Raw genomic sequence first — 23,159 nt, 5'->3', positions numbered from 1 at the left:
TGTATACTGCTCAATCTAGCCACTTTAAGAAAATTAAAATATCTACAAGCTTTCAGCAGAACAATCACCTGCTCAATAATCTAGAAACCAAAACAAAGCTTTATCCTTTTATTAACCTCTTCTACATCGAAATCCCCATATCCCTGGCTTTCTGCCCAGGCCAGCATATCCCTGTGCTCTGGGTGTTCCTCGTCGCTTATAATTTCTAGAAATTCCTCATAGCCCCATTTTCCTCCCACATCCTCTGGCGGAGCATTGCCCTCACCATCTATACAAATGGGGTAATTTTTATCATAATCCTCTATTACCTCTTCCACATCGATATATATCTCCCAGTTATCACCAAAATCATACCTGTATTTAAATTTCCTGTACTTTGGAATATACTCTAAAAGGCCGACCTCTTTTACATATCTAAACTCAACATCCTGAAAAGGAGGTGAAAAACCTTCTTCTCGCAAAGAGTAGAAATCTTCCTCATCGCAGTACAGGTTAACCAGCAGCTTAATGCCTTCCTTATGGTATGCAGGATGGCTTGACCACTTCCATTTTTCCGAACCTACAAACTGATAAATCTTATCATCGTATACATAAAACTCATGTAGATGATAGTCCATCCAGTAGAAGGCTTTTTGGATAACCTTATGCAAATCATAAAAGCTATAGGTAAGCGGTATTATTATCCTGCGCCACACGTTTTGTTTTTCAAGGTCAAGGGTTAGCTTGAGCACCGCAGCCCTGCAGCCGAATATATTCCCGCCAAACAACGCCTCCAGGTCCTTGTACAATTCAATGTGGGAACATACATATTCGCCCTTTTGATTCTTATACGGGCGCCTGCTTGCGTGTAAACTCAAAAATTTTTGTGCTGCAGACTGTGGAAAACTCCCGTCATCAATCATATATACCACTTCGCAGGCTGCTCTCATCTTTGCAACCGATGACCTGTCCTTTGTTTTTGTATAGATTATTTCGCCGGCACAGCAAATGTAATGTTCTATAACCTCATCCTTTATGCATTCCTTATGAAAGACATCCCGAAGAGCATCAATGAATAAACTGCCTAAATTTTGAAAATCTTTAGCCTTGAGGCCATACAGCACAATTACATATCGATTTTTATCGTTAACAAACACAACAACCTTCCTACGATTTATGGTAATCAAATTGGCATGCCAGCAAAAAAGTGGGTCCTCCTCACTCCTCTGGGCGGGCTGAACATTTAACTTCTCCAGCAGCTTGCCCGTACATTGTATGAGCATATTTTCCCTCCTCAGGCTCACCATGCCGCAAATCTGACAAAATCCCTTCCAACCTATCGCTAAGATTAAACCCTGTAGAGCTTATCTTGCCCTTTATCTCGGCAATCAAGTCTACCACCTGCTAACAAACGGATTTGTCCCCATCAATAACTTTTATCAACAGTTATTATTGAAAAACCGGGCTGGACATATCACCTGAAGCGTTCCCTAAAACCCTTTCCTTCATTTTAGCTCGGGCTTAAGCGGTTGTACATAGCCAAATATCTGTACCCCTTATTAGACAGCTTTTGAGAATATTTTACCACTCTTTGGGAGACATGGGTAGTGTTTATGTTAATTCATGCTGATTTCAATTAAAAAAGCTTATCTGGTCAACCTCTGTACCTTCCTCCCGGTGCCTATGCCATCCAGCTCAACATTTCTTATGAGTATTGCAGAGATGGGGTCATACATTTTTATGTTGGCGCTAATTATTTTGCTACTACAGGATATGATGCTCCATTTGATGCTTGCGGTTATTGTGTTTTGGGAAAAAATAGTATATAATAGTCTTACCTACAAATGGCCAGGAAATGCCTGGTGGCCGGGAGGAGCGAGCGCTTTTATAAAACCTTCATTGCCTGTCCACCCGCAGAACAACAAAAACCGCAAAACAACAAGAAACTGAACGCTTAAAAGCAGCATTATAAAACACAGCTGCCGGCAATACATCCACTCACAGGACCACTCTCACCAAAGATGAGCAGCTCATTTCAATGCACATCTGTAAACTTAAAAAAGACACACCCGATAAACACCGGGCATGACATGACAATTAAAAATATAAAAATCCGTTTTTCTTCTAGTTCTATATTATGTACCATGCCTGACCATAAATACCAGTTTTATTAAAATTCATTAAATTGGCCATATGTTTTACATGCTTGTCCACATTTTTACATTTATGTTGTTTTATGTATCTGGCATGGCATGTTAAGCCTATGAAAGGGAGGAGGATAGCTTGAGGAAGCGAGAGAATTATCTTGAAGAAGGGATAAGCGCTGTGCTCCCGGTTTATACTGAAGGCGTGGGGGATACCACCGTACTCATCACCCAGAAGGGCGAAAAAAGGGTGATATACAAAAAGATGAAGGCGGTGCTGAAGGGCATAGCATCCAGCCTGTCGTACGACCTTGTAGAGCTCAGGAAAAAGTACGGGGAAATCATAGGGCAAAAAGTCAAAATACCCATACCGCTGCAGCACGACCTGATACTGATGCCCGTCGTGGTGAGGCAGCCCCTCGTCCAGGGGGACGAGACGTACGGGTATATAAACTACCGGTGCATAGACCAAATAATAAGGGAAGGCAAGTACTGCAGGGTGATCCTCAAAAACGGCATCGAGATACAGCTTCTGCAGTCATACAGCACCACCCAGAAGAACATATTAAACGCCCAGCTGGTTGAAAAGCACTTCCTTGAAAACAACTACAAAGGCATCGAAAAGATAAGCTCCCTTCAGGAGCTTAACCAGGAACTGCACTGCCCCGCAACCCGGGGCGATATCGTGGTGCTGTACGAGCATATAAAGAAGCTTATTGAGATGCTGGAGTCAAATTTAAAGTGATTTTAAACAATTTCCGGGGGGATATATTTCTCCTTCAAAAGAAAAATGTATCCCCCGGAAACTGCGATTCCTATTTAAGGAAGTATTGTAAACTAATTAATTGATATAGACTGCTCAATCCACTGTATATTACGTTATACTACGCTCTCATTCCTTTATTTATTTTATACACCAAGCGATAATCGATTTTACCTCCCCGCTTTATCTTCCGTCAACATCATGATGCCTTTTTCGTTTGGAACTCTGCGTATGTCTATATCCTCTATCTCCTGTATCACGATTTCACCGAGATACAATATCCTGCATCCCTCTTCCAGGTGTCCACCATAGGCCTTTTCCTTATCGGATACCACCATATGAAGATGTGGACAGCCATCTGCGATTATGCCTTGCAGGGATAAAAGCTCCAAAGGCTGATTCTCCCATGATGCAAAATACTCCTGCGGTGGATACCCGGTAGTGGTAACCATGTGCATAACACACCGATCCAATGTCCCAATCCCAGATACGACTACGCCATGTCGAATATTTTTCTCATTTATTAGCTGGCAAATCGATTCCAAAACATAATCTCCCTGATCCAGCCTAAGTATATGGACTTTTCCCTTATTTGTAGCGACAAAGGCTTCCATCTCCTTGCCCCCCTTTTTCAAAGTAGCAACTGTTAAATTGGTGAACTTAAGTACACGGACTTATAGTATGATGCGCTTCCCAGCAGCGGGTCATATCGCAATGGCGATAACGTTGGTTTTGTCAAAAGTTATACCTGGTATATAAAGCGTTAATAGTCAAGCAGTTTTCACCTGGCCTCGTAACCTAATTTCACCCTGCGACATCATTTTGCACATCCTTGTTCAAACATCCATACTCAGGATTAAATTCACAAATAAGACTGCTCACTTCATCAATAATCCATAATCTCCACATACTTCTTGAGCTTATTTACCCTGTTTAGCCATGCGTTATACAGCCCATCGGCGGTTTCCCTCAAGGTTCGCTGGGAGTTGGTGTACTTGTTCACGCTGGTTGCATAGTCCACCTGGTCTATATACTCCTGAGGCAGGGAGCTCGCACCGGTTAAAGCGCCGGAAATGCCAGCTGCTATGGCAGCTATACAATCGGTATCCCGCCCCATGTTCACCGCGGCGATCATCGCATCCTTCGTGTTTCCATTTACCATTCGGAATATGCATACGGCTTTGGTCACCACCTCATTGGCGTAGCTGGCTGCATAGGGCATACCACGGCCATTGTACACGCTGTCAAACGCCTTCCGCAGCTCTCGAAAATCTTTGCAGCCTGCAGTGCGCTTGAGTTCCCTGTCCAATTCGCACAGCACTATATCCGGATGGCAGTAATCGTATATGGCCCCCAGCACGCTGTCCACCGTAGCATCAGGCCGGGTGGCTGCAGCAATGGCCACACCGGTCACAACAGCCCATTGCAATCCCCTGCTGTTGGTGGTCTGATACAGCTGCCCCACCTCCAGCACATCCTCTTTGGCCGCCCCCATATCCCCTGCGTTGATAAGGCCTATGGGGTGACATGAACGCGCAAAGCTATTCAAGCCCGAATAATCGCAGTAGCGCCCTATATCCCTCGCAGGTATCCCGCTTTTGGCCATTGCAAGCAGTGTAGCTTCAAAAGGCTCCGATACCATCCCCACCGATTCCGGCTTAATGTATTTAATCCAAGCGTTCTTTACGTCTTCGGCATTGACTCGATCGCCCTTTTCTATAATAGCGGTAATCATCAATTTCTGCCTTTCTATGCCGTCTTCGGTAGTACCGGGCTCCCGGACCCATCCATTGTTGTAGTGCTCATACGGCAGCAGGCGGTCCAGGGTACCATACTTCTCCTCTATCATTTCATATGTCCACCCTTCTACCGGCGCTCCCATAGCTGAACCGATATGCGCACCGGCAATGCACCCAAAGAATTTCTCACGCAAACTGACCTTATTCCCCATCTTCAGACACACCCTTTCTTTTAATTTTTATATTGAAAAATATAACCTAAATTAGAAAAATATAACTCAACCTTTTACACCGCCGAAGGTAATACCCTGTATAAAGGATTTCTGCACGAAAAAGTAGAGAAGGATTATAGGCAGTACCACCAGGACTGAAGCCGCCATCAGCTGATTCCATATAGTATTGTATGCCTGTTTGAACTGCTGCAGACCCAGTTGCAAAGTGTACTTCGCCTCATCGTTGAGGTATATCAAAGGGCCAATGAAATCATTCCACGAGTTCATGAATTGAAAGAGGGCAACGGTGAGGATGGCCGGCTGAACCAGCGGAAGCATGATTTTAAAATAGATGCCGAATTCACTGCAGCCGTCAATCCTTGCCGCGTCCTCCAAATCTCTGGGAAGCTGCTTGAAAAACTGGCGCATCAGAAAGATAAAAAATGGTACACCAAAGCAAGAGGGCAATATCAAAGGCAAAAACGTCCCGACCAGGTCCAACTTTGAGAATATGATAAACAGCGGCACCATGGTAACCTGCGAAGGTATCATCATTACGGCCAGGGTGATGATGAAAAGCAGCTCTCTCCCTTTCCATTTAATCCTCGCCAAGCTATAGCCTGTAAGAGGCGTGGATATTACAGCACCGGCTGTCGCTAAAGACGCAACAATTAATGTGTTCTTCATATAAGTGAAAAACGGGACGACGGTAACGGCACGGTAGTAGTTTTCCCATGCTATAGGGTTGGGTATCCATACAGGTGGAGAAACAAACAGCTGGGTATCAGGCTTCAAAGATGTAGACACCATCCATATAAAAGGCAACAGAAAAACCGCTCCAGCAACAATCAGCACTATATACGTAAGTATAATCGGATACTTCTTTCTTATAACATTCACAGTCCATGCCCCCTTTACTGGTCACCGTGGTAATACACCCATCTACTGGAAGAACGGAACAGCAGCAGCGTTATGATCATTATCACTATAAACAGTATCCATGCCATGGCCGACGCATAGCCCATCTTCATGTACAGAAAAGCGTTATTATACAGATGCATGCTGTAAAAAAGAAGCGAATTGGCGGGATTTCCTGTTCCATAAGTCAACGCATAAGGCAGTGTAAACACCTGCAAAGCGTTTATAATCCCCATTATCATATTGAAGAAAATCACTGGGGTCAAAAGCGGCAGGGTGATGTGCCACACCTTTCGCAATCCACTGGCTCCGTCCACCCGGGCAGCATCATCGTAGTCCTTTGAGATGTCCTGCAGCCCAGCCAAATAAATTATAACGCTATTTCCAATGCCCCACTGGGCCATTAATATAAGAGAGGGTTTTGACCACTTTGGGTCGCCCAACCAGGGAGGGCCGCCAATCCCTATTGTCTCCAGGAGATGATTTATCAAACCAAACTGCGGATTTAGCAGCCACTGCCATATAATAGCAGTCGCCACCACTGGCACTAGAGTAGGAATAAAGAATACCGTCCTAAAAAAGCTACGCCATCTTATGGGCATATTCAAGAGAAGAGCAAGGGATATGCCCAATACCACGCTAATGGGAACGGCAAACAAGGCATAATAGAGCGTATTTTTAATCCCTGTCCAGAATAACGGGTCATTGAACAGCTCCTTGTAATTATTAAGCCCAACCCATTCAACAGGGCTTATCACGTTGTATTTATTAAAGCTGTAATAAATAGAACTCAGAAGCGGATATGCGTAAAAGAGAAGCAGACCTGTCATCCAAGGAAGAGCAAAGATATAACCATACTTGGCCCTTCTGCTTTCTATCCCTCTTCTCTTCCATACCATCCTTGGCCTTATCCCTGCAATTGTCCTTGCCGAAAACAACTGTATACCTCCCCGCCAAGTTTATTTTAAGAGGGAGAAGGATTTTACCAATCCTTCCCCCTGCTTTAGTAAATCTTTATTGGCTCCTCTTTTTCTTTTCTATTTCGCTGTTTATCTTATCAGTGATCTGATCCAGTATCTCCTTGGGAGTGCCCTGCTTATTTATTACCAGATCAGGCGCTTTGGCCAATTCATCCCACATCATGTTTCCTGCAAGGATCACCGGACGATGTTTTCCATTCGGCAATACTTCGAGGAATATTTTCTGTCTTGGATCATCACCGTATATCTTCGCATTTACATCGGGTCTGGCAGAGAATTCTCCCGTCATCTTTTTCAAGCTTTGCGCCTCTTCGCTTGTACACATCCATTTTACAAACGTCCACGCTTCTTCCAGATTCTTTACCCCTTTGGGTATTATCAACGCCCTTCCACCAACATAGGTTGTGAAGTTTTTGCCATCCGGTGTAGGGATATAGCTAATTCCGTAGTTCAAGTCCGGGTTATACTGCTCAATCTGTGCAATCATCCAATTACCGGTAACCATCATGGATAGCTGTCCCGAGATAAAGGGATTCATAGCAGCGCTGCCGGCCGAACTGGTAAAATTCGTCACATTTTCAATGCCAAATTGTTCTGCAAAGCTGGTCATCCACGTCAAGGCTTCAACAATTTTGGGATGATTTGCCGTTACCTTTCCCGTTTCCTTATCGTAGAATTCTCCACCAAAAGCCCATCCCCAGGTGTAAAGCCATCCTTCTCCATACCAGGGTATAAAGCCAAATCTGGTGATTTTGCCATTTTCTCTTATCGTTAACTTCTTTGCGTACTCTTCCAGTTCGCTAATGGTCAATGGCGGTTTTTCTGGGTCCAGCCCAGCTTCTTTAAAGTGGTCCTTGTTATAAAATAGCGCCCTTGCGGTACCGTCATAAGGAAGGCCTAAAAGCTGTCCATCGTATGTTGCTTCTTCCCATGCCCATTCGTAAAACATGTCGGCATTGATATTATCACGTTCCGCCAAATCATTGAGAATTGTAACGGCATCCATGTATTCCGCTATTCCGTATCTGCTGGCCAGCATTACATCTGGAGGATTTCCAGCTGCTACTGCAGTCAGCAACTTAGAAGTTATGGAGTCTCCTGCATCCGTGGCGACAAACAAAGGTTCAACTATAATATCGTCCTGGGATTTGTTAAACTCCTCCACCGATTTCTTGATGGACTCGCCAGACGGTCCCGTAGCCCAGTTATGCCAAAATACAATTTTGGTCTTCTCCTTCTGTGTCGATTGAGATGATTTGGAATTGCCAGTATCAGTAGACTCGCTAGCATTGTTAGAGCTTCCCGATTGGTTAGCAGCTGAACTTGATTGATTTGCTCCGTTCTCGTTACCCTGACTAGAACATCCTCCTAGCATTACAAGAAATAGTACCATTGCCAAGCAAAGACATACTGCCTTTGGCATTTTACTGATTCCCATTACTCAGCCCTCCTTTGAAAAATTTTTTGTGTTACTAAAAGTTACTTCTGCACACTATTATATGTCACAAATAGTTACATGTCAACACTTTTTATAACTTTTCGTTACAATTAATAATTTGGGTCACTTGCGGTGATATAATTTATGTAAAGATAATGAGGCGGAGGTACTGAAAATGGGATTCCCCGAAAGATTGGTTGAACTGCGCACTCGACATGGTATGACCCAGAAAGAACTGGCAGAGAAGCTAGGCGTCTCCCGCGGTACAATAGGAATGTACGAAATAGGCCAGAGGGATCCAGACACTGAAACCATAATCAAACTGACGAAAATATTCAATGTAAGCGCCGATTACCTTATGGGGCTATCGGATATTCCAAATCCTTACAAGGATACAACAAATGATTCTTCGAGTAATGCTGATAATGAGATAAAACCAGATGATAATGAGGAATATTTCACAATTTCCGAATTGATTGCTTTTATCAAGGAGAAAAGGAAGAAGAAAGAGGGGAAATGACCACAGTATATTTGTATACAGGCATAGGAATCATATACATTAATTGTAATAGCCGTGTTGCATAAAGAACATGGATAAGGGAACCACATACATGTCGCATACATCCTGACTTCGTCAGTTAAAGTCCCAAAAAACTTTCTGACTTTGTCAGTTAAAGTTCCAAAAACCTTGAAATCAAGCGATTTTTTCTTTTTAAAATGCGCAAATTGTACCCACACCTATCCCTTACCATGTAAAAGCTTTTGCTTCTTCAATGGATAGGACATTCTTGGGTGGCGCTATTCACAATACCCTTAATATCTCATTCGTTCCTTCGCTTAATTTCATCTTGATCAAGTAAAGTTGACCATTTATTTCTACCTCCGTAAACATCATCGAATTTAAAGCTTCCCTTATTTTGTGATGATTTAAATCCATTTCGGGTATACCCAAAATACAAAGAGCGTCTTTGGTAAGTACTCAGCTTACTCATAGGTGACAAATATTTTTTGAGTAAATGGTCAATTTAAATGTTGATATTATAGTCTATTTCTATTATACTAAAAATAGCTAAAATATATTTTGGAGGTGGGCACTAATGATCATAAACGCCACCGAGTTTAAGATGAGAGTTGGCAAATATCTGAAATTGGCAGAAAAAGAAGAGATAATCATTACAAAAAACGGGAAAGAAGTGGCAAAGCTAGTACCCATCAACAAACAGGGAACACCCAACGCTGACTTCCTGTATGGACTCATGCGAAACTATCCAAATAAAGATATTTCTCCCAGGCAAATAAGAGAGGAAAGGATAGGCAAATATGAGAATCCTAATTGATACCAACGTTATACTGGATGTTATACTGCAAAAGAGTCCGTTTGATGCAGCTTCCTATAAAGTTCTCAAGAACGCTGAAGAAAAAATAATAGAAGCGTATATCGCTTCTTTTGCTGTGACTGACCTTTATTATTTTATCTCAAAAAATTTGGGAAACGACAAAGCCGCTCTGGCAATCAAAGCCCTTTTGAACATCGTAAAATTAATCGGCATAACGAACAAGGATGTAGAAAAAGCCCTGCGCAATCCATCCATCGAAGACCTTGAAGATGCATTACAGGTTCAGTGTGCCAGAAAGGTAAAAGCAGATTATATTATCACGCGTGATGACAGACTTAAAAAACTCGTATCAAACGCTATATCTCCTTTGGATTTTGTTGAAATACTTAATTCTGATTGAATCACGATATATCAAATCTGTGACGTCCTCCCCCTCAATAAATTGAGGGGGATTACTGCCCCTTGCGCTCCCCCAATTTTCTAAAAGCCCCCATACACAAAATTATTTACACTCCACTCAAAAATTATAAAGGTTCGATATCCGAGATGCTTTCTCTATTACCAAATCACCCGCCAAATTCCCCACTGATACATCTCATGAGCTAAGTTTTTATTCTTATAAATTTACCTTTAAAAAGACGATATTTTCTCAGCTCTTCATCGCTTGACAAAACGTCTGTAATCTTTACTTTACTGCCTACATTTATATAATACTTCGCTTCTTGAGCTCTTGGAATGTTTTGTGCAAAATCAAAATCCGCAATAAGTTTAATTTCCCCTTCAAATTTTATTTCAGGCGAACACTCCAGAAACTGCCTGAGAACCAGATTGTCATCATTTTCATCGCGGCATAGACAACCGTTTTTGTCCAGTCCCCATTCTGCCAGCTCTCCACTTTTTTGTCGGTCTTCACTTTTTCCTTCTTCATCCTCGTCATTGAGGCATTCAATCCCTGTTAATGTTAAGCGCCCAAAGCCGTATCTGGAATCCCCGCCAACGTATATTTCAAGCAATTCTTTTAAAAAGCTTTCGGTTTCCTGAAGTTGCTCTTCTTCAAACCCGAGCAGGCCCACCCAGTAAAGCTGTTCCACATTCGATTGAGGCAGTATATACTCAATTTCATGGAGGCTTTCATCCTTCGCTCCCCTCGATAATGGTTCCACCGCAGTTGATACAAATGTATCGACAAATTCAAATCTAAATCTCTCCTCCGAATAACCTCCAAGATGGAAAATGCCTCTTTTGTAGTGCGGGAAAAGGGGCTCGAAAAGTCGTGATTCATCCTCCTTCTCTATCCGCCGTAAAGCGGGATAAAAATTGGTAATACATTCAAAAAACTTCTTGAATCTTTCGATATCACAGGATTCTACCTCTGGCGGGTATTCCACCTTGCCTTCATTTTCCTCCTTATCCCGGACCCTTCCAAATTTAAACTTCAAAAACTGGCTGGTCAGAGCGCCCCACATGGTCCAACCGGGTATGAAAATCTCGGTCTCATTCATCACTCCCCATTTTAAGGCACCGATATGAATGGGCTGTTCCTGTTTGAAAACAAGCCTGTACCATTTCATCTTGAGCCCTCCATTGCTTTTGCATGATAGCGGGCGTAAGTAAGGATTCTTTCCAAAATATCTTTAACAAAAAGGAGAGTGGGCAGGTCTTCTGCAATTTCTTTAAAAAACGATTCGTAATCATTTCCATCTCTAAACTTATCAGGAACTATTCTCTGCAAAACCGGTTTCAGCTCATTCATTAATTTTTCATCTTTTCCCTTTGATTTTGCATAAACCCACATGGCATACACGCCATCGCCTGAGAGTACTCCCAAAAAATTATCTATTTCTCCTTTATCGGCCAGAACGCCGCGCTCCACGATTTTAAAAGCCACATCGTTTATAATGCTTTCCAAAGAGCTGTACATCATCATTTCCCTCCCACAATGCAAATGAACTCAGGCATTGGCGGCCTCCACCCGCGTTTCGGATGGTTCCATTTCACATGCGCCTTGTTCTTTCCTTTTCAAAATCATTCTACCAAACCCCCGAGTGGTCATCCCACCGATACCCAGGGTTTCAAAATAGCGTTTGGAATCGTCCAGAGCGTTTAAAATGTCATTCCATCCCGGCAATTCCCCGACATTTTTGAAAAGGTTACCGAAAATCGATTTATCAAATATCCTCATATCCCCGTAGAATATGGTACCCCGCGGTATGGCTTCGGAAGTAAACAAAGCTCCTGTCTTTGATGCGCCCGTTAAAGGGTCTATCGAAACCGATGTCCTGACTTCAAGATTGGAGTTAACAATGTGCGCAAACAGCTCCTCCGGTACAATTATGATATCTTCGGGCTTTAAATGAAAATCATCGGAATTATCCCCGTCAGTGTCAAAACAAATTTGACTTACATCTACATCTTTATCCTCAACCTCATACGGCAGATAAATCCACCCCAGGTTTATTTGGCCCTGTTGCCTACTTTCCTCTATTTCCCTCAACAAAATGCACTTGTACCGGCTGTGTTCACCATCTCCAGAGCGTTCGTCGCCCTCACCATCGTACAGCCCGGCGCTCCGCAATGCTTTTTTGGTGGTTATCCACTTGGTTCCATTCCTTGTAAAAACCGGGAAAAACAGAATATGCAGGTCTCCAAAATATATCATGCCCTGAAAGCTTACGTCCTTTTTGGAAAAGCCGAAGCCCTTGCAAACTATGCAGTGCCCGCAATGACCCGTATCATCATTTTTCGATTCCTCCAGAGTAAGCGTGGGCTTCTCATCCTGTCCGGCGCATTTTATGGCCGCATACCTGTTGCCTTCAAAGTTTTTAAGCCATGCAGGAGCATCTTGGCTAAAAATTTCGTCCATCCTTTTATTGCTTCTTTTGCTTCTGTCAGTGCGCATATCATCATCTTTGAAATATTTATGTATCTCCAGCACCATGTAGTATCTCCACACCCCGGCCAGGCTGGAACCGGGAATCTTGGGGAGCCTGGTGGCCGAGTCCCTGACTATGGTATTGTCGACCCTGCCTATGGTGTATCCCCCTGTACCGATATGAATCGGGTCGCTGGCCATAGCATAGATTTTCAACTCTTTAACCGGATTGACCATTCCACACATATCTCGTTATACCTCCTTCAATGTTCTATGCCAGAATTCAAACATATCCAGGAAAAGCTTCAGGCTTTCCCGGTTTAGCTTTGCCATAAGCTGCCTGTAAAGCTTGCTAGTGTCCAGTTTCCCATCGCTCTTCACCGATGACTCTTCTATATCGAAAATCTGAAGAATCATTTTAAGTATCCTTTCATCCTTTTTAGGCTCCAAAGTATTTATAAAGGCAGAGGTCATAAAAATTGCAAGGGAATCATCTTTGAAGTCAAGTTTGCCGTAAATCATACTCACCAGCTTTTGCAGTCTGGTCGAATATTTGTCCTCTCCAAAAACATCTCTAAAGACCTTGAATTTTTCCCAAAAAGTTTCTATTTCATACGGCCTGTTTCTCTTCATTTCCACCGCTCTTTTGTACCCCGAATCCCTCGCATAACGGATATCATTCCTTCTGCTGTTGGTATCCAGGAATTCAAAGTCAAAGGTGTTGGGAATGATACAAACACTTTTATCGTCGTCAATGCTCCCAATGGGGCATATCCACTTCCTGTGATATCCTTGGGTACCGGCCGGTTTTACATAAAATTCATAGCCCTTGTTATGCTCGCCCCAGTACAGGGAATAGTAACTCTGGGTATCGTTCAGCGATTCCTCGAGCCTCTGGCATTTTAATTTATCCTTGATTTGAGAGACCTTCACATTAATCTCCAATTTCTCCACATCTTCGATATCCCTTCTGATCCTTCTCAGCGCTTTTATCCCAACATAGAGCGGCTTTTTATAGTCCTGAATTACTACGCCAATATGAAGAGGCAGTTTCCCGTAAACGAACCTGAAATGTTCGTTATATTTTTTTATAACGTTATCTATCAAATTCGGCACATATTCAGCGGGAATAATAAATTGCCAGCTAACCGGAGTCGGATCGGTAATGGACATATAAGGTTGATAGGTTTCTCTCTTGCCATCTCTCAGCTGCAACTCGCGCACATGTTCCTTCCCTTCATCGGAATCCCTTCTGGCGTATTCCTTCAGCCTGAAAGCTTCCGGCAAATCCTTTAAGTATGAAATCAAATACACCTTGTTTACATTTTTTTGGTCGGACCAGAATATCGCATCCCCATCGCGATACTCGCCTTCAGGGATACCACTGTTGTCCCAGTGATACCTTTTCTTCCTCTCTTCAGGAATGCCCGCATAATCACATATATTTCTCTCTATCTCCTCAAAAAATTCCTTTGTGGATTCCCAAACCCTTCTCAACCTCGCAGGCGAAGGGTTCTTGCGAAGAAGGAATTGTAGGAGAATGGTAGAGAGAAAATTTATATCCTGGTCGGTTAAGCGAGACCAGTCTATAAATTCCCCATGCCAGTTAATCTTTAAATTCAACAAGCTCTGTTTTATCCAATCCTCCCAGTGAGTACCTGCCACTGAACCAAAGAAAATTTGTCTTATGAAGTCATCAAAAGTTTCTTTATTTCCTTGACAACCTGTATAAGCTTCTTTTGCCAAAAGTTTAAAGAGTTTGAAATCAAAAATTTTAATAAAACTGTTAAATTTATCATTGTTTAACAAAGTTTTAAGATCTTGTTGATTATTACTTCTATCAACTAACTTTAAATTTCCGTTTTCCAAGCAAAGTTTAATTCCCCCATATGACCGCAGCAAAGTTGAATCGCTGACCGGTGCTATAATATTTTCAACTTCCAAAGCCAATTGCTGGTTAAATTTGCCGTTTTTTAATCTATAACTATCTGAATCTAAAGCATTCTTGATATATAATTCCCTGATGGCCTTGATGGTTTTTATGGACAGGTTAAACATATCCAAATAATCCGTTTGATTAATCAGGAAACTATTCAACATATCCCCGTTCAGCCAGTGCTTTAGCTCAAACTTCATCGTTACCAGCGCAACTCTGCCATGTTCATCTTTTAATTCATCCATCCAAATAGTTTCTTTGGAAGTATCTTCAACCCACTTTTTAATTCGCCCTTGTGTTTTATTTTTATCACATTCTTTACAAATATATTTGCTCTCATCTTTTCTATTCGACTCAAACACCATTCTCTGCCCACATAGCTGGCATATACCCACTGCTTTCCCGGTTTTCGAGTTTTCAATGCATATCTCGATATTCTTTTTGCGCCAGTCAGCCTTCAAAAAGTTCTCCCTGGCTTTTTCCACAAGATAACCCAAATTCACAAGACCCCTTGAGGCTTTGGTAACGAAAATTGCAGGGTAGAATTCATCCAGAGATTTATGCTTGAAAATACACAATATCCGTTCATATATCTCGCTCAGGTCGGGATTCAGTTGACCAATATTATCCTCGGGAATATCTTCGCCCAGTTTTTCACCAATCAAAAAATATATCCCCGTCTCGTCCCGATATATCTCATTCCCTATGGGATAATCATACTCCATGAGTTTTTTGACCTCTTCGTCAATTTCTTTAGCCGTTTCCCTGTACCATTGAATTTGAGCGGGTTTATAACCTCTTTCCGAAAGCCCCAGCTTATCATATTGAATGCCCAGGATACGCCATTTTATTTCATTTCTTTTTGGCAAATCTTGGACGATATCATTATTTAAAACATACTCTGCAAGTGAGGCTTTGAACATGGTGGTGGCCATGTAAACCTGGTCCCACAACGATATTTCGTTTGCAGGGAACCTGTCATCGCTCAATAAGCCGGAAAAAATTTTTTCGATTTTTTCTTTAATGTTAGTAACATCTTCCCAGGATATATTGCCTGAACCCAGCAAACCATCTATGGACTGTTTTATCTCAGAAAATTTGTTATTTATACAGGTTTCATCCCATTGTAGATAGATTATCTTTTTCTTGAAGCTGCCAAAAGGATTGGCTATCCACCTTTCATATTCCGGCTTAATTTTAACATCGCCGCTGGGAGACCCCTTATCAATACCAGAGTTTAAGCTTTCCCCAATGCCATACAACACCTGCAACAAATAATTTTTGTTTCGCCGTGACCTCCATTCCCGCCAGCTTCTAAGAAAATCATTCCATAAATCAAAGTTTTCCGTCAGAATTTTTACAGTCTTATTTTTAAGAACATTTTCCCAATCTGACAGAGATTTTAGACCGTGCAAGATTATATTCGCTTTATTTAGTTTATCGGGGTTCATTTTGCCCCAGAGAGCTAAAAGAGAAACGATCTCTATCTTCAAAATTTCATCTCTGTAATCTTTCAGGTTCTTTAAATTCAGCCCTGGCATATTGACCACCCTTTTACGTCAAAATTGCCATCTAACTCCAGCTTGCCGTTGATACAGCAATGCTTTTCTTGCAACTCAAAGGTCCCCCACCCCAGCTTCGTCTTGGCACCTATGCCGCGCTGTGATAGCTCTTCAACAGCCAGAAGCAAAAATCTTAAATCCCTCTTTACCTCATTCTTCAAGGCGTTTTCTTTAAGCAAGACGGCATCATACGGAATATAGACAATTTGCAAAACGCCATGGGTACCGGCAGGGACCACCTCAAAATGGATGGGTTGAGTCCCGGCACGCTTCCTTCTGTTATGCGGATTTATTACTTCCAGTGTAAGGCGATTAAAATAGGTGGGATAAAATACGGCTCTCCCCCTTCTCGTCTTCAAAGTAGCAGGAATCTTTGATTTCTCTACCGCTTTATCCTCCTGTGAAAAGATTTTCTTCACAATTCCTGTGACTTCATCCGTCGTCCTGGCATCTTTTATACTTTCAATGTCAGCCTTATCAAGCCTGATACCCAGCTCAAAAAGCAGCATTCCCACCAACTCTTCCTTAAGTTTCTCCACATCCATATCGGGACGCAACCTGCTTTCAAAGCTGCTCTCCAGTATTTTTATGCACTCAGAGCCGGCACCGAATATTCTGAAATAACTTTCAGTGCGTTGTCTCCCACCCTGCATCTCATCCGGTAAATCAATGAACACAGACGCCAGGGCGCCCTTCCATGAACTGCCCCGCACCATAGGCACCTTAAACGCCCATTCTTTCAAAACGGGATTCTGGATTATAGAGAATTCATCATCATCTTTGGAGAAGTAGGGCTGCTTCAGTTCGAATTTGGCGTAGACTATAAAAGAATAGGGGAGCAGATTTTTTACGTAACTGTAAGCCTGCTCGCAACTATCGAAAATTCCAGATATACGATTGGAGCTAACCAGCTGAAAATCATCTTTAATCTCAAATTCCTTATTGTTCTTCTTCAAAATTTCATTTTTCAACCAGTTTAAAGGAAAATCCTTGGTGGTCTCTTCAGATTTGTATTTTTTATATTTTTCAATCTGCTGATTCCTCTCCTCGTTTTTCAAAAAACCAAAATCTCTTACTGCTTCATCTTTTAAACCTACCACTCTATCACCACGTTTTTGAAGATAATCTCCGAATTTTTCATAAGTCTTAGGTTTAAAGTAATATTTGCAAAATGATAAATATTCCCCTAAACTCTCAACTTTTTCGGGATTAATGCTCAGCAATGCATCGTATTTATGCATTATTACCACCCCGGCCTTCATTCAACTCACGGAGAGAATTAACATATTTATCAACTACATTTATGGGTATCCGACTCCCATCAAGATTCAGACATATTAAATAAACTGAATTTCTATCACCCTCCAGCAAATGGGACACATAAACATTCGAGGCCTTTCCTAGGTCCCCAAAATTCTTTTTCCTGAAATGTCTATCTTCTCTCTTTCTCAAATAATATTTAAAATTGAAGCCCAAAATCTTTTTGCCTTCGCCATAATTGATGCCTGTAATTTTACGCGTCATCATTATATTGCCGATTGTATTTTCTTCCGGCATCTCTGTATCATCGTCGGAAGCGGAGTCCCCGACCAGCCTGATATTTACCATTCCAAAGCCTAGTGAGAGCTTTCCCCCAACTAAAATTATTTTATCTTTAAAGAATTCAAAAAAGTCGGCTAAATATTTATTCCACCAGTATTCCGTCGTTTTAACAACCAGCTCAACATCTTCGTACACATTAATGGCAGAACCATCTTGAAAAAGCACCCTGTTTAACCATCCCTCACTGTTTATTTGCCCTTTAGGAAATTTAAACTCTATTCCATCTTTGCTGTGCTTTTTTGGTTTGGATGATTTTATTTCAATGTCCACCCTACTCTTCCAGCCAGTACAGCCAAATAAACGCGACGGAACAGATATTTCAATCTCTTCAAGCGCTTTATCTATTAAGCTGTCCATGTCCTCAACGTTTCCATGATCAAATATGTATTTTAATACAATTTGTTTAATGAGCGGAGATATGCGTGAACTGTCTGTAGCTTCTTCATCATGATTCAAATCTTCGATACTGCCATTTTTAATAAATTTCCAGTATACGGAAAACCAGAACCTCAGGCTTCCAAATAAAGAAGATGGCCTTAGTTGAGAGCTTTCCTGCCAGGCATCGCCAGTCCACAATGGAGTTATTGTTTTAAGTTTAACAATAACTTCCTTTTCGGACATTTTTACAATCCCCTTTTATAAATTGATTTTGAAAATTCAAATGTGGGTGCATCAAATGCTTCTATAAAAAGAAAAGAACAATTCCAATTTTTGATATTATTTTTGTTATTCGACATTAGAATTAAATTTCCTTCAAAAATTAAAAACTTTTTATGTTTCACAACAAAAAGTGGCGTATTTTTTCTTCCTTTTGGTATCGCAACATACCGTTTAACCGTTGACGCCAAGAATTAAAAAGGGCCTGTACAGGTATGACAGGCCCTCTTTATTCTCCCCTTCTGGACGCAATCTGCTTTATCTTCGTAATTAATGCTTAAAACCGAGTCTCCGCATGTAAAAAACAGGCAATTTAATTACATTTATTACCAAAAGGATTATTGAATTTTATGTCGAATATATATCCCCTGTATAAAGATGCAGGGGTGATTGTGAATGGATATAAACGATGTTAAGAGCATTATAGCATACAATGCCTCCAGTATACCAGTATTGTTTGAGATGTGCCGTATTGCAAAGATAGCAGAAACTGTCAACGATATGGTGGAGTGGAAGTCTGATAATTCTAAGATTTCACCAGGATTTCTAATAGAAGTATTGGTAGTAACTATAATGCATAGGAGGCAGCCCTTATGGAAAATTGAAGAATACTGGAGCAAACAAAAGCTTGAATTCATGTTAGAGGGTAGCGGTATTACAGTGGAACAATTAAACGATGATGCATTTGCTCGTGCTTTAGACAAACTGCAGACAGTAAACATGAAAGAACTTGTCAGCCGTATATGTCTTAACATGTTAAAGGCCCATGATTTAACTATAGAGAGCCTACATTTGGATACAACATCTATTTCTGTAGAAGGGATGTATGAGGGGGATGAAGAAGACGACTTTATAATCTGCTATGGTTACAGCAAAGATAATAGGCCTGACCTTAAGCAATTTAAGATAGGGGCAGCAGTTCAGCAGAGTGGGCTTCCTGTAATGGGTCAGCTTTTATCTGGCAACAAATCAGACCGTGAATGGAACCCAGAGACGATAAAGGAGACGAAGGTATTTTTTGAGGGGCAACAATATAGAGATATTATATTTGTGGGGGATTCAGCGACTGTATCTTCATATGAATCGTTAAGGCAGTTAGAGGGTATACGGTTTATATCACGTTTACCTGAGAACTTTTCTTGTGTTTCAGAGTGGAAAGAGAAGGCGTGGCAGGGGGTAAATTGGGAAGAAGTTGGGACATTAAGTGAGTCTTCACGTAAGGGAGCAGCAGAATACAGGATTTATGAATTTGTGGAGGCTATAGATGGGAAGCCATATCGATTTGTATTAGTTCATACAAATTCGTTAAGGGAGCAGAAAACAAAGACATTGCAGAAGCGCTGGGAGAAAGAGAAGCAAGAGTTGGAGAAGGAGGCTAAGCGTATAGGCAAGAGAGCATTTGCATGTGTTGAAGATGCAATGCGGGAGAGCGCGGCTTTTATGGAAAAAGTTAAGTCTTTGCATTATAATGTAGAAGCTCATATAGAAGAGAAGGTTAGCCGTAAATATAGTAGAAGAGGGAGGCCTGGTACGGAAGATAGTTATGAGGAGACGGTAAGCTACTATGTAAAACATACTATAGGGGAAAGGGATGATATGGCATGTGAAAAAGATCTTTTTATGGAATCGACATTTGTTCTTATTACTTCAGTTATGGATAGGGATAGGTATCCTGGATGGAGGATACTGGCAGAATATAAAGGGCAAAGTTCAATAGAGCAGGCATTTAAGTTTTTGAAGAGTCCAGTGTACTTAGGGCCTGTATATTTGAAGAAACCTGAGCGAGTAGAAGCAATGGGGTATGTCTTTATACTTGTTTTGCTAATAGCGTCTTATTTAGAGTATAGAGTAAGGAAAGCTTTGAGGGACAGAGGGGAATATTATATTCAGCCTAATGGGCAAAAATCTACTCGTCCATCAGTTAGGACTATACTTGAGGTATTGGAGACTGTGTTGGTTATATATTTCAATGGCAATCTATATTTACCGAATGATACTTCACCAAAGATATTGAAGATGCTAGAATGGTTGGGATTTAGTCCTGACATTTACACTAAAAAGATAAATGTTATTTTTTGACATACGAAATCTGGGTTAAAAATTTTCCTCAATCCATTTTATTATGGGATGATAATTTCTAGTACTTCATATAATTACAGCTAGTGTCCAACGGCACAGCAATATCTTGTATTGGTCCGCTTGCCGCTCGCGTCAAAATTGTCTATCAATTTGCCTTGTATATCCGACTCTCAAGCAGAAGTTGTTTTATTAGATCCGCCGTGCGACATACTAATGCCAGTACTGATAACAATTAAATCAAAAGGGACTAAAAGTTCCAAATTATTTACATTCCCTTAAAAACTAATGTACCTAAAGTTAGTTGACCATGACTTTCAACAAATCTCCGCTTCTTTAAATAGTAGGTATTTGACTACCCAGCAATTTACTCAGTTTCTTATCAAATGTATAAACATTGTATTTTCTTACCTTATAATAGGCATACAAAATTGCATCAACAAAATCCAATTTTTTCTCTGTATAAAATTTTAAAGCCTCAATAATAACTTCAAGGTCATTTACTTGAATATTGTTGTAAGAAAATAATTCCAACAGAGAATTTTGTATTTCTTCTCTTTCTACCTGATATACTTTTTCTAAAATATAAACAATTTCTGCTATCACTTCTGTAGGTATAAACAATTCTTTATTTTCTAACAACACCGCAGCTTTGTCTGCTAATTCCTCTACATCATTTAACAGATATCGTAAAACCACATTGGCATCAACTAGATTCATGTTTTTCTATCACCGCTTTCGCCCATGCAGTATTTTCTAAACTTTGAAGTTCCTTATTTCTGTATTTCTGGAGTAGCCCTCTAGCCTTTTTAGCTTTATGAATTGAAACATTATCTCCGTTATCTACATTATCATAAGGCAAAATAATAATTTCTACCTTCTTGTTTTTCAAATGCTCTGGTATTTCAATAATATCCGCTAAAACGTTACTATTAACTACCTTTCTAACAAAATCCATAGGTCACCACCTCTTATAACCTTTCATAAATATTATACCATATCACTGCGAAATGATAACATATCCCATCCATGAGTATCAAAAATTTTAGGGTACATAATGCTATATCATACAGTACCTTCAATTATAAGTAAAGTAACCATCTTTTTGGATATGTCTTCTTCTCTCCACAAAGCCACAAATAGATACATACCGATTCTCCTTTGTACACTTCTATTCCCGTGATAACCCGACCAACAACATCTTTTGGTCACTCAAACTTCCCTTATTCATACTTTTAGGTATGCTTCATTTGACGCTTACGGTTATTGTGTTTTGGGAAAAAATAGTATATAATAGTCTTACCTGCAATGGCCAGGAAATGCGAAGTGGCCGGGAGCAGCAAGCGCTTTTACAAAAGCTTTACTGCCTGTCCATCCGCAAAACAACAAAAGCCGCGAAACAACAAGAAACCGCACGCTTAAAAGCAGCATTATAAAACATAGCTAACAACAATACATCCAATCACAGGGTCGCTTTCACCAAAGATGAGCAGTTCATTTCAATGCACATCCGTAAACTCAAAAAAGACACACCCGATAAACACCGGGCATGACATGACAATCAAAAATATATAAATTCATTTTCCTTCTAGTTCTATATTATGTATCGTGCCCGGTTATAAATACCAGTTTTATTAAAATTCATCAAAGAGGCCGTATACTTTACATGCTTGTCCATGTTTTTACATTTATGTTGTTTTATGTATTTGGCATGGCATATTAAACCTATGAAAGGAAGGAAGATAGCTTGAGGAAGCGAGAGAATTATCTTGAAGAAGGAATAAGCGCCCTGCTGCCGGTCTACACCGAAGGCGTGGGGGACACCACCGTACTCATCACTCTGGATGGCAACCAAAGAGTGATACATAAGAAAATAAAAGCAGTACTTAAGGGCATTGCCTCTAGTCTTTCCTACGACATTGTAGAGCTTCGGAGAAAGTATGGGGAAATATTGGGCCAAAAGGTTAAAATACCTATACCGCTTAAGCACGACCTTATACTCATGCCCGTTGTAGTGAGGCAACCCCTTGTCCAAGGGGATCAAACCTTCGGATACATAAATTTAAGCTGCATAGAAGAAGTGATAAAGGAAGACAAGTATTGCACCGTGGTCCTCAAAAACGGCATTGATATACAGCTTCTGCAGTCATACAGCACCACACAGAAGAACATACTGAACGCTCAACTCGTTGAAAGGCATTTCCTCGAAAACAACTACAAGGGCGTCGAAAAGATAAGCTCCCTTCAAGAGCTTAATCAGGAGCTGCACTGCCCCGCAACGCGGGGCGATATAGTAGTATTGTACCAGCATATAAAGAAGCTCATAGAGATGCTTAAGTCAAATACAAAGTGAATTTAAATCCATTCCCGGGGGGTATATTTCTCCTTTACGGGGAAGGTATGTCTCCTCGGGAATTGCAATCTTCTTATTTTTCGGGAGTGTAAATATTTTTGTGTATGGGAGCTTTTGGCTCCTTTCTGGCGTTATTTATTGTTTCACTTTAACCTACTAACGCCGTACATTATCAACAGCTGATTTAATACCTGGTCCCAATTATGGTATCTCTGCGTCCATTTCTTCATTACATTCATGAACGCAAGATACAACATCTTCTCAAGCGCTCCATCAGAAGGAAATACCGATTTTGTCTTTGTAACTTTCCTAAATTGGCGATGCAAACCTTCAATAATGTTGGTAGCGTACATAATTTTCCGTATCTCTGGTGTATACTTGAAAAATGGACTTATTACATGTCACCGCCGGTGTATAATTGACCCAGGAGCAACGAAAAGGAATTGACCCACCCCCTGGCGAATTATCCCTCTGATTAATCCTACAAAGAATCGGAGGGAAATAAATGCTAGGGAGTGGATCTATTATCATGTTACACGAATTAAAAGCAAAGGGCAAGAGCATTCGTGCAATCGCTAAAGAGACTGGCCT

At 41.0% G+C, this 23,159-nt stretch carries 19 protein-coding genes and 2 pseudogenes; 6 read left to right on the top strand and 15 right to left on the bottom strand.

The annotated features are described in order from the left end of the window. Positions 1-80: 80 nt before the first annotated feature. Complete coding sequence (locus BM241_RS07530) at positions 81-1,262, bottom strand: plasmid pRiA4b ORF-3 family protein (RefSeq protein WP_092282409.1); 1,182 nt, start codon at positions 1,260-1,262, stop codon at positions 81-83. Positions 1,263-2,262: 1,000 nt separating this feature from the next. Between BM241_RS07530 and BM241_RS07520 the strand changes: the two genes are divergently transcribed. Next, complete coding sequence (locus BM241_RS07520; RefSeq protein ID WP_092282407.1) at positions 2,263-2,868, top strand: hypothetical protein; 606 nt, start codon at positions 2,263-2,265, stop codon at positions 2,866-2,868. Between the two features lie 188 nt (positions 2,869-3,056). Here the strand turns inward: BM241_RS07520 and BM241_RS07515 are convergent, their stop codons facing one another. From BM241_RS07515 to BM241_RS07495, 5 genes are all read right to left on the bottom strand, one after another. Then, positions 3,057-3,500, bottom strand: a complete 444-nt coding sequence (locus BM241_RS07515) for a PPC domain-containing DNA-binding protein (protein ID WP_092282406.1) — start codon at positions 3,498-3,500, stop codon at positions 3,057-3,059. Between the two features lie 272 nt (positions 3,501-3,772). Then, a complete protein-coding gene (locus tag BM241_RS07510) occupies positions 3,773-4,768 on the bottom strand; it encodes an ADP-ribosylglycohydrolase family protein (protein WP_394328177.1) in 996 nt (331 codons plus the stop codon). Positions 4,769-4,903: 135 nt separating this feature from the next. Continuing rightward, positions 4,904-5,737, bottom strand: coding sequence for a carbohydrate ABC transporter permease (locus BM241_RS07505; protein WP_025747274.1), 834 nt, complete (start codon positions 5,735-5,737; stop codon positions 4,904-4,906). 14 nt (positions 5,738-5,751) lie between these two features. Further along, entirely contained in the window at positions 5,752-6,693 is a 942-nt protein-coding gene (locus BM241_RS07500) for a carbohydrate ABC transporter permease (protein WP_242948314.1), read from the bottom strand. 76 nt (positions 6,694-6,769) lie between these two features. Then, positions 6,770-8,173: an ABC transporter substrate-binding protein gene (locus tag BM241_RS07495; RefSeq protein WP_092282404.1), complete on the bottom strand. Its 1,404-nt coding sequence runs from the start codon at positions 8,171-8,173 to the stop codon at positions 6,770-6,772. A gap of 166 nt (positions 8,174-8,339) precedes the next feature. Here BM241_RS07495 and BM241_RS07490 point away from each other — a divergent pair. The 3 genes and pseudogenes from BM241_RS07490 to BM241_RS07480 all read left to right on the top strand — a co-directional run. Next, positions 8,340-8,693, top strand: a pseudogene (locus BM241_RS07490) (helix-turn-helix domain-containing protein); the annotation flags it as partial. Between the two features lie 577 nt (positions 8,694-9,270). Further along, the gene (locus BM241_RS07485) at positions 9,271-9,510 is read left to right on the top strand and encodes a type II toxin-antitoxin system Phd/YefM family antitoxin (RefSeq protein WP_025747279.1); all 240 of its coding nucleotides are present in this window, start codon (positions 9,271-9,273) and stop codon (positions 9,508-9,510) included. Beyond that, a complete protein-coding gene (locus BM241_RS07480) occupies positions 9,494-9,910 on the top strand; it encodes a type II toxin-antitoxin system VapC family toxin (RefSeq protein ID WP_092282402.1) in 417 nt (138 codons plus the stop codon). Before BM241_RS07485 ends, BM241_RS07480 begins: the two co-directional genes overlap by 17 nt. A gap of 202 nt (positions 9,911-10,112) precedes the next feature. Here the strand turns inward: BM241_RS07480 and BM241_RS07475 are convergent, their stop codons facing one another. From BM241_RS07475 to cmr1, 6 genes are read right to left on the bottom strand one after another with little or no spacing between them, the layout of a single operon-like run. After that, a complete protein-coding gene (locus tag BM241_RS07475; RefSeq protein ID WP_092282401.1) occupies positions 10,113-11,081 on the bottom strand; it encodes a hypothetical protein in 969 nt (322 codons plus the stop codon). Beyond that, positions 11,078-11,437, bottom strand: a complete 360-nt coding sequence (locus tag BM241_RS07470; protein ID WP_143094070.1) for a hypothetical protein — start codon at positions 11,435-11,437, stop codon at positions 11,078-11,080. The genes BM241_RS07475 and BM241_RS07470 overlap by 4 nt, the downstream gene beginning before the upstream one ends. A 24-nt stretch (positions 11,438-11,461) precedes the next feature. After that, positions 11,462-12,628, bottom strand: coding sequence for an RAMP superfamily CRISPR-associated protein (locus BM241_RS07465; RefSeq protein ID WP_207648982.1), 1,167 nt, complete (start codon positions 12,626-12,628; stop codon positions 11,462-11,464). Between the two features lie 6 nt (positions 12,629-12,634). Continuing rightward, entirely contained in the window at positions 12,635-15,859 is a 3,225-nt protein-coding gene (locus BM241_RS07460) for a CRISPR-associated protein Csx11 (RefSeq protein WP_092282399.1), read from the bottom strand. Further along, positions 15,847-17,121: an RAMP superfamily CRISPR-associated protein gene (locus BM241_RS07455; protein WP_177206121.1), complete on the bottom strand. Its 1,275-nt coding sequence runs from the start codon at positions 17,119-17,121 to the stop codon at positions 15,847-15,849. The genes BM241_RS07460 and BM241_RS07455 overlap by 13 nt, the downstream gene beginning before the upstream one ends. Next, positions 17,114-18,103, bottom strand: coding sequence for a type III-B CRISPR module RAMP protein Cmr1 (gene cmr1 / locus BM241_RS07450; RefSeq protein ID WP_092282398.1), 990 nt, complete (start codon positions 18,101-18,103; stop codon positions 17,114-17,116). Before cmr1 ends, BM241_RS07455 begins: the two co-directional genes overlap by 8 nt. A gap of 432 nt (positions 18,104-18,535) precedes the next feature. Here cmr1 and BM241_RS07440 point away from each other — a divergent pair, with 432 nt between their 5' ends. Next, positions 18,536-20,218 carry an IS1634 family transposase gene (locus BM241_RS07440; protein ID WP_092282396.1) on the top strand — a complete coding sequence of 561 codons (1,683 nt, stop codon included), beginning with the start codon at positions 18,536-18,538 and terminating at the stop codon, positions 20,216-20,218. Between the two features lie 333 nt (positions 20,219-20,551). On the opposite strand, the gene BM241_RS07435 is transcribed toward BM241_RS07440, so the two are convergent. Next, complete coding sequence (locus BM241_RS07435) at positions 20,552-20,935, bottom strand: PIN domain-containing protein (RefSeq protein WP_092282395.1); 384 nt, start codon at positions 20,933-20,935, stop codon at positions 20,552-20,554. Then, a complete protein-coding gene (locus BM241_RS07430) occupies positions 20,922-21,173 on the bottom strand; it encodes a hypothetical protein (protein WP_092282394.1) in 252 nt (83 codons plus the stop codon). Before BM241_RS07430 ends, BM241_RS07435 begins: the two co-directional genes overlap by 14 nt. A 789-nt stretch (positions 21,174-21,962) precedes the next feature. On the opposite strand from BM241_RS07430, the gene BM241_RS07425 reads away from it, so the two are divergent. Then, a complete protein-coding gene (locus BM241_RS07425) occupies positions 21,963-22,568 on the top strand; it encodes a hypothetical protein (protein ID WP_092282393.1) in 606 nt (201 codons plus the stop codon). Positions 22,569-22,711: 143 nt separating this feature from the next. Here BM241_RS07425 and BM241_RS07420 read toward each other — a convergent pair. After that, a pseudogene (locus tag BM241_RS07420) lies at positions 22,712-22,966 on the bottom strand (transposase); the annotation flags it as partial. Between the last annotated feature and the right edge of the window lie 193 nt (positions 22,967-23,159).

The organism is Caldicoprobacter faecalis (assembly GCF_900115765.1).
GTDB classification, from domain to species: domain Bacteria; phylum Bacillota; class Clostridia; order Caldicoprobacterales; family Caldicoprobacteraceae; genus Caldicoprobacter; species Caldicoprobacter oshimai.
This window is presented reverse-complemented; position numbering and strand designations above follow the sequence as displayed.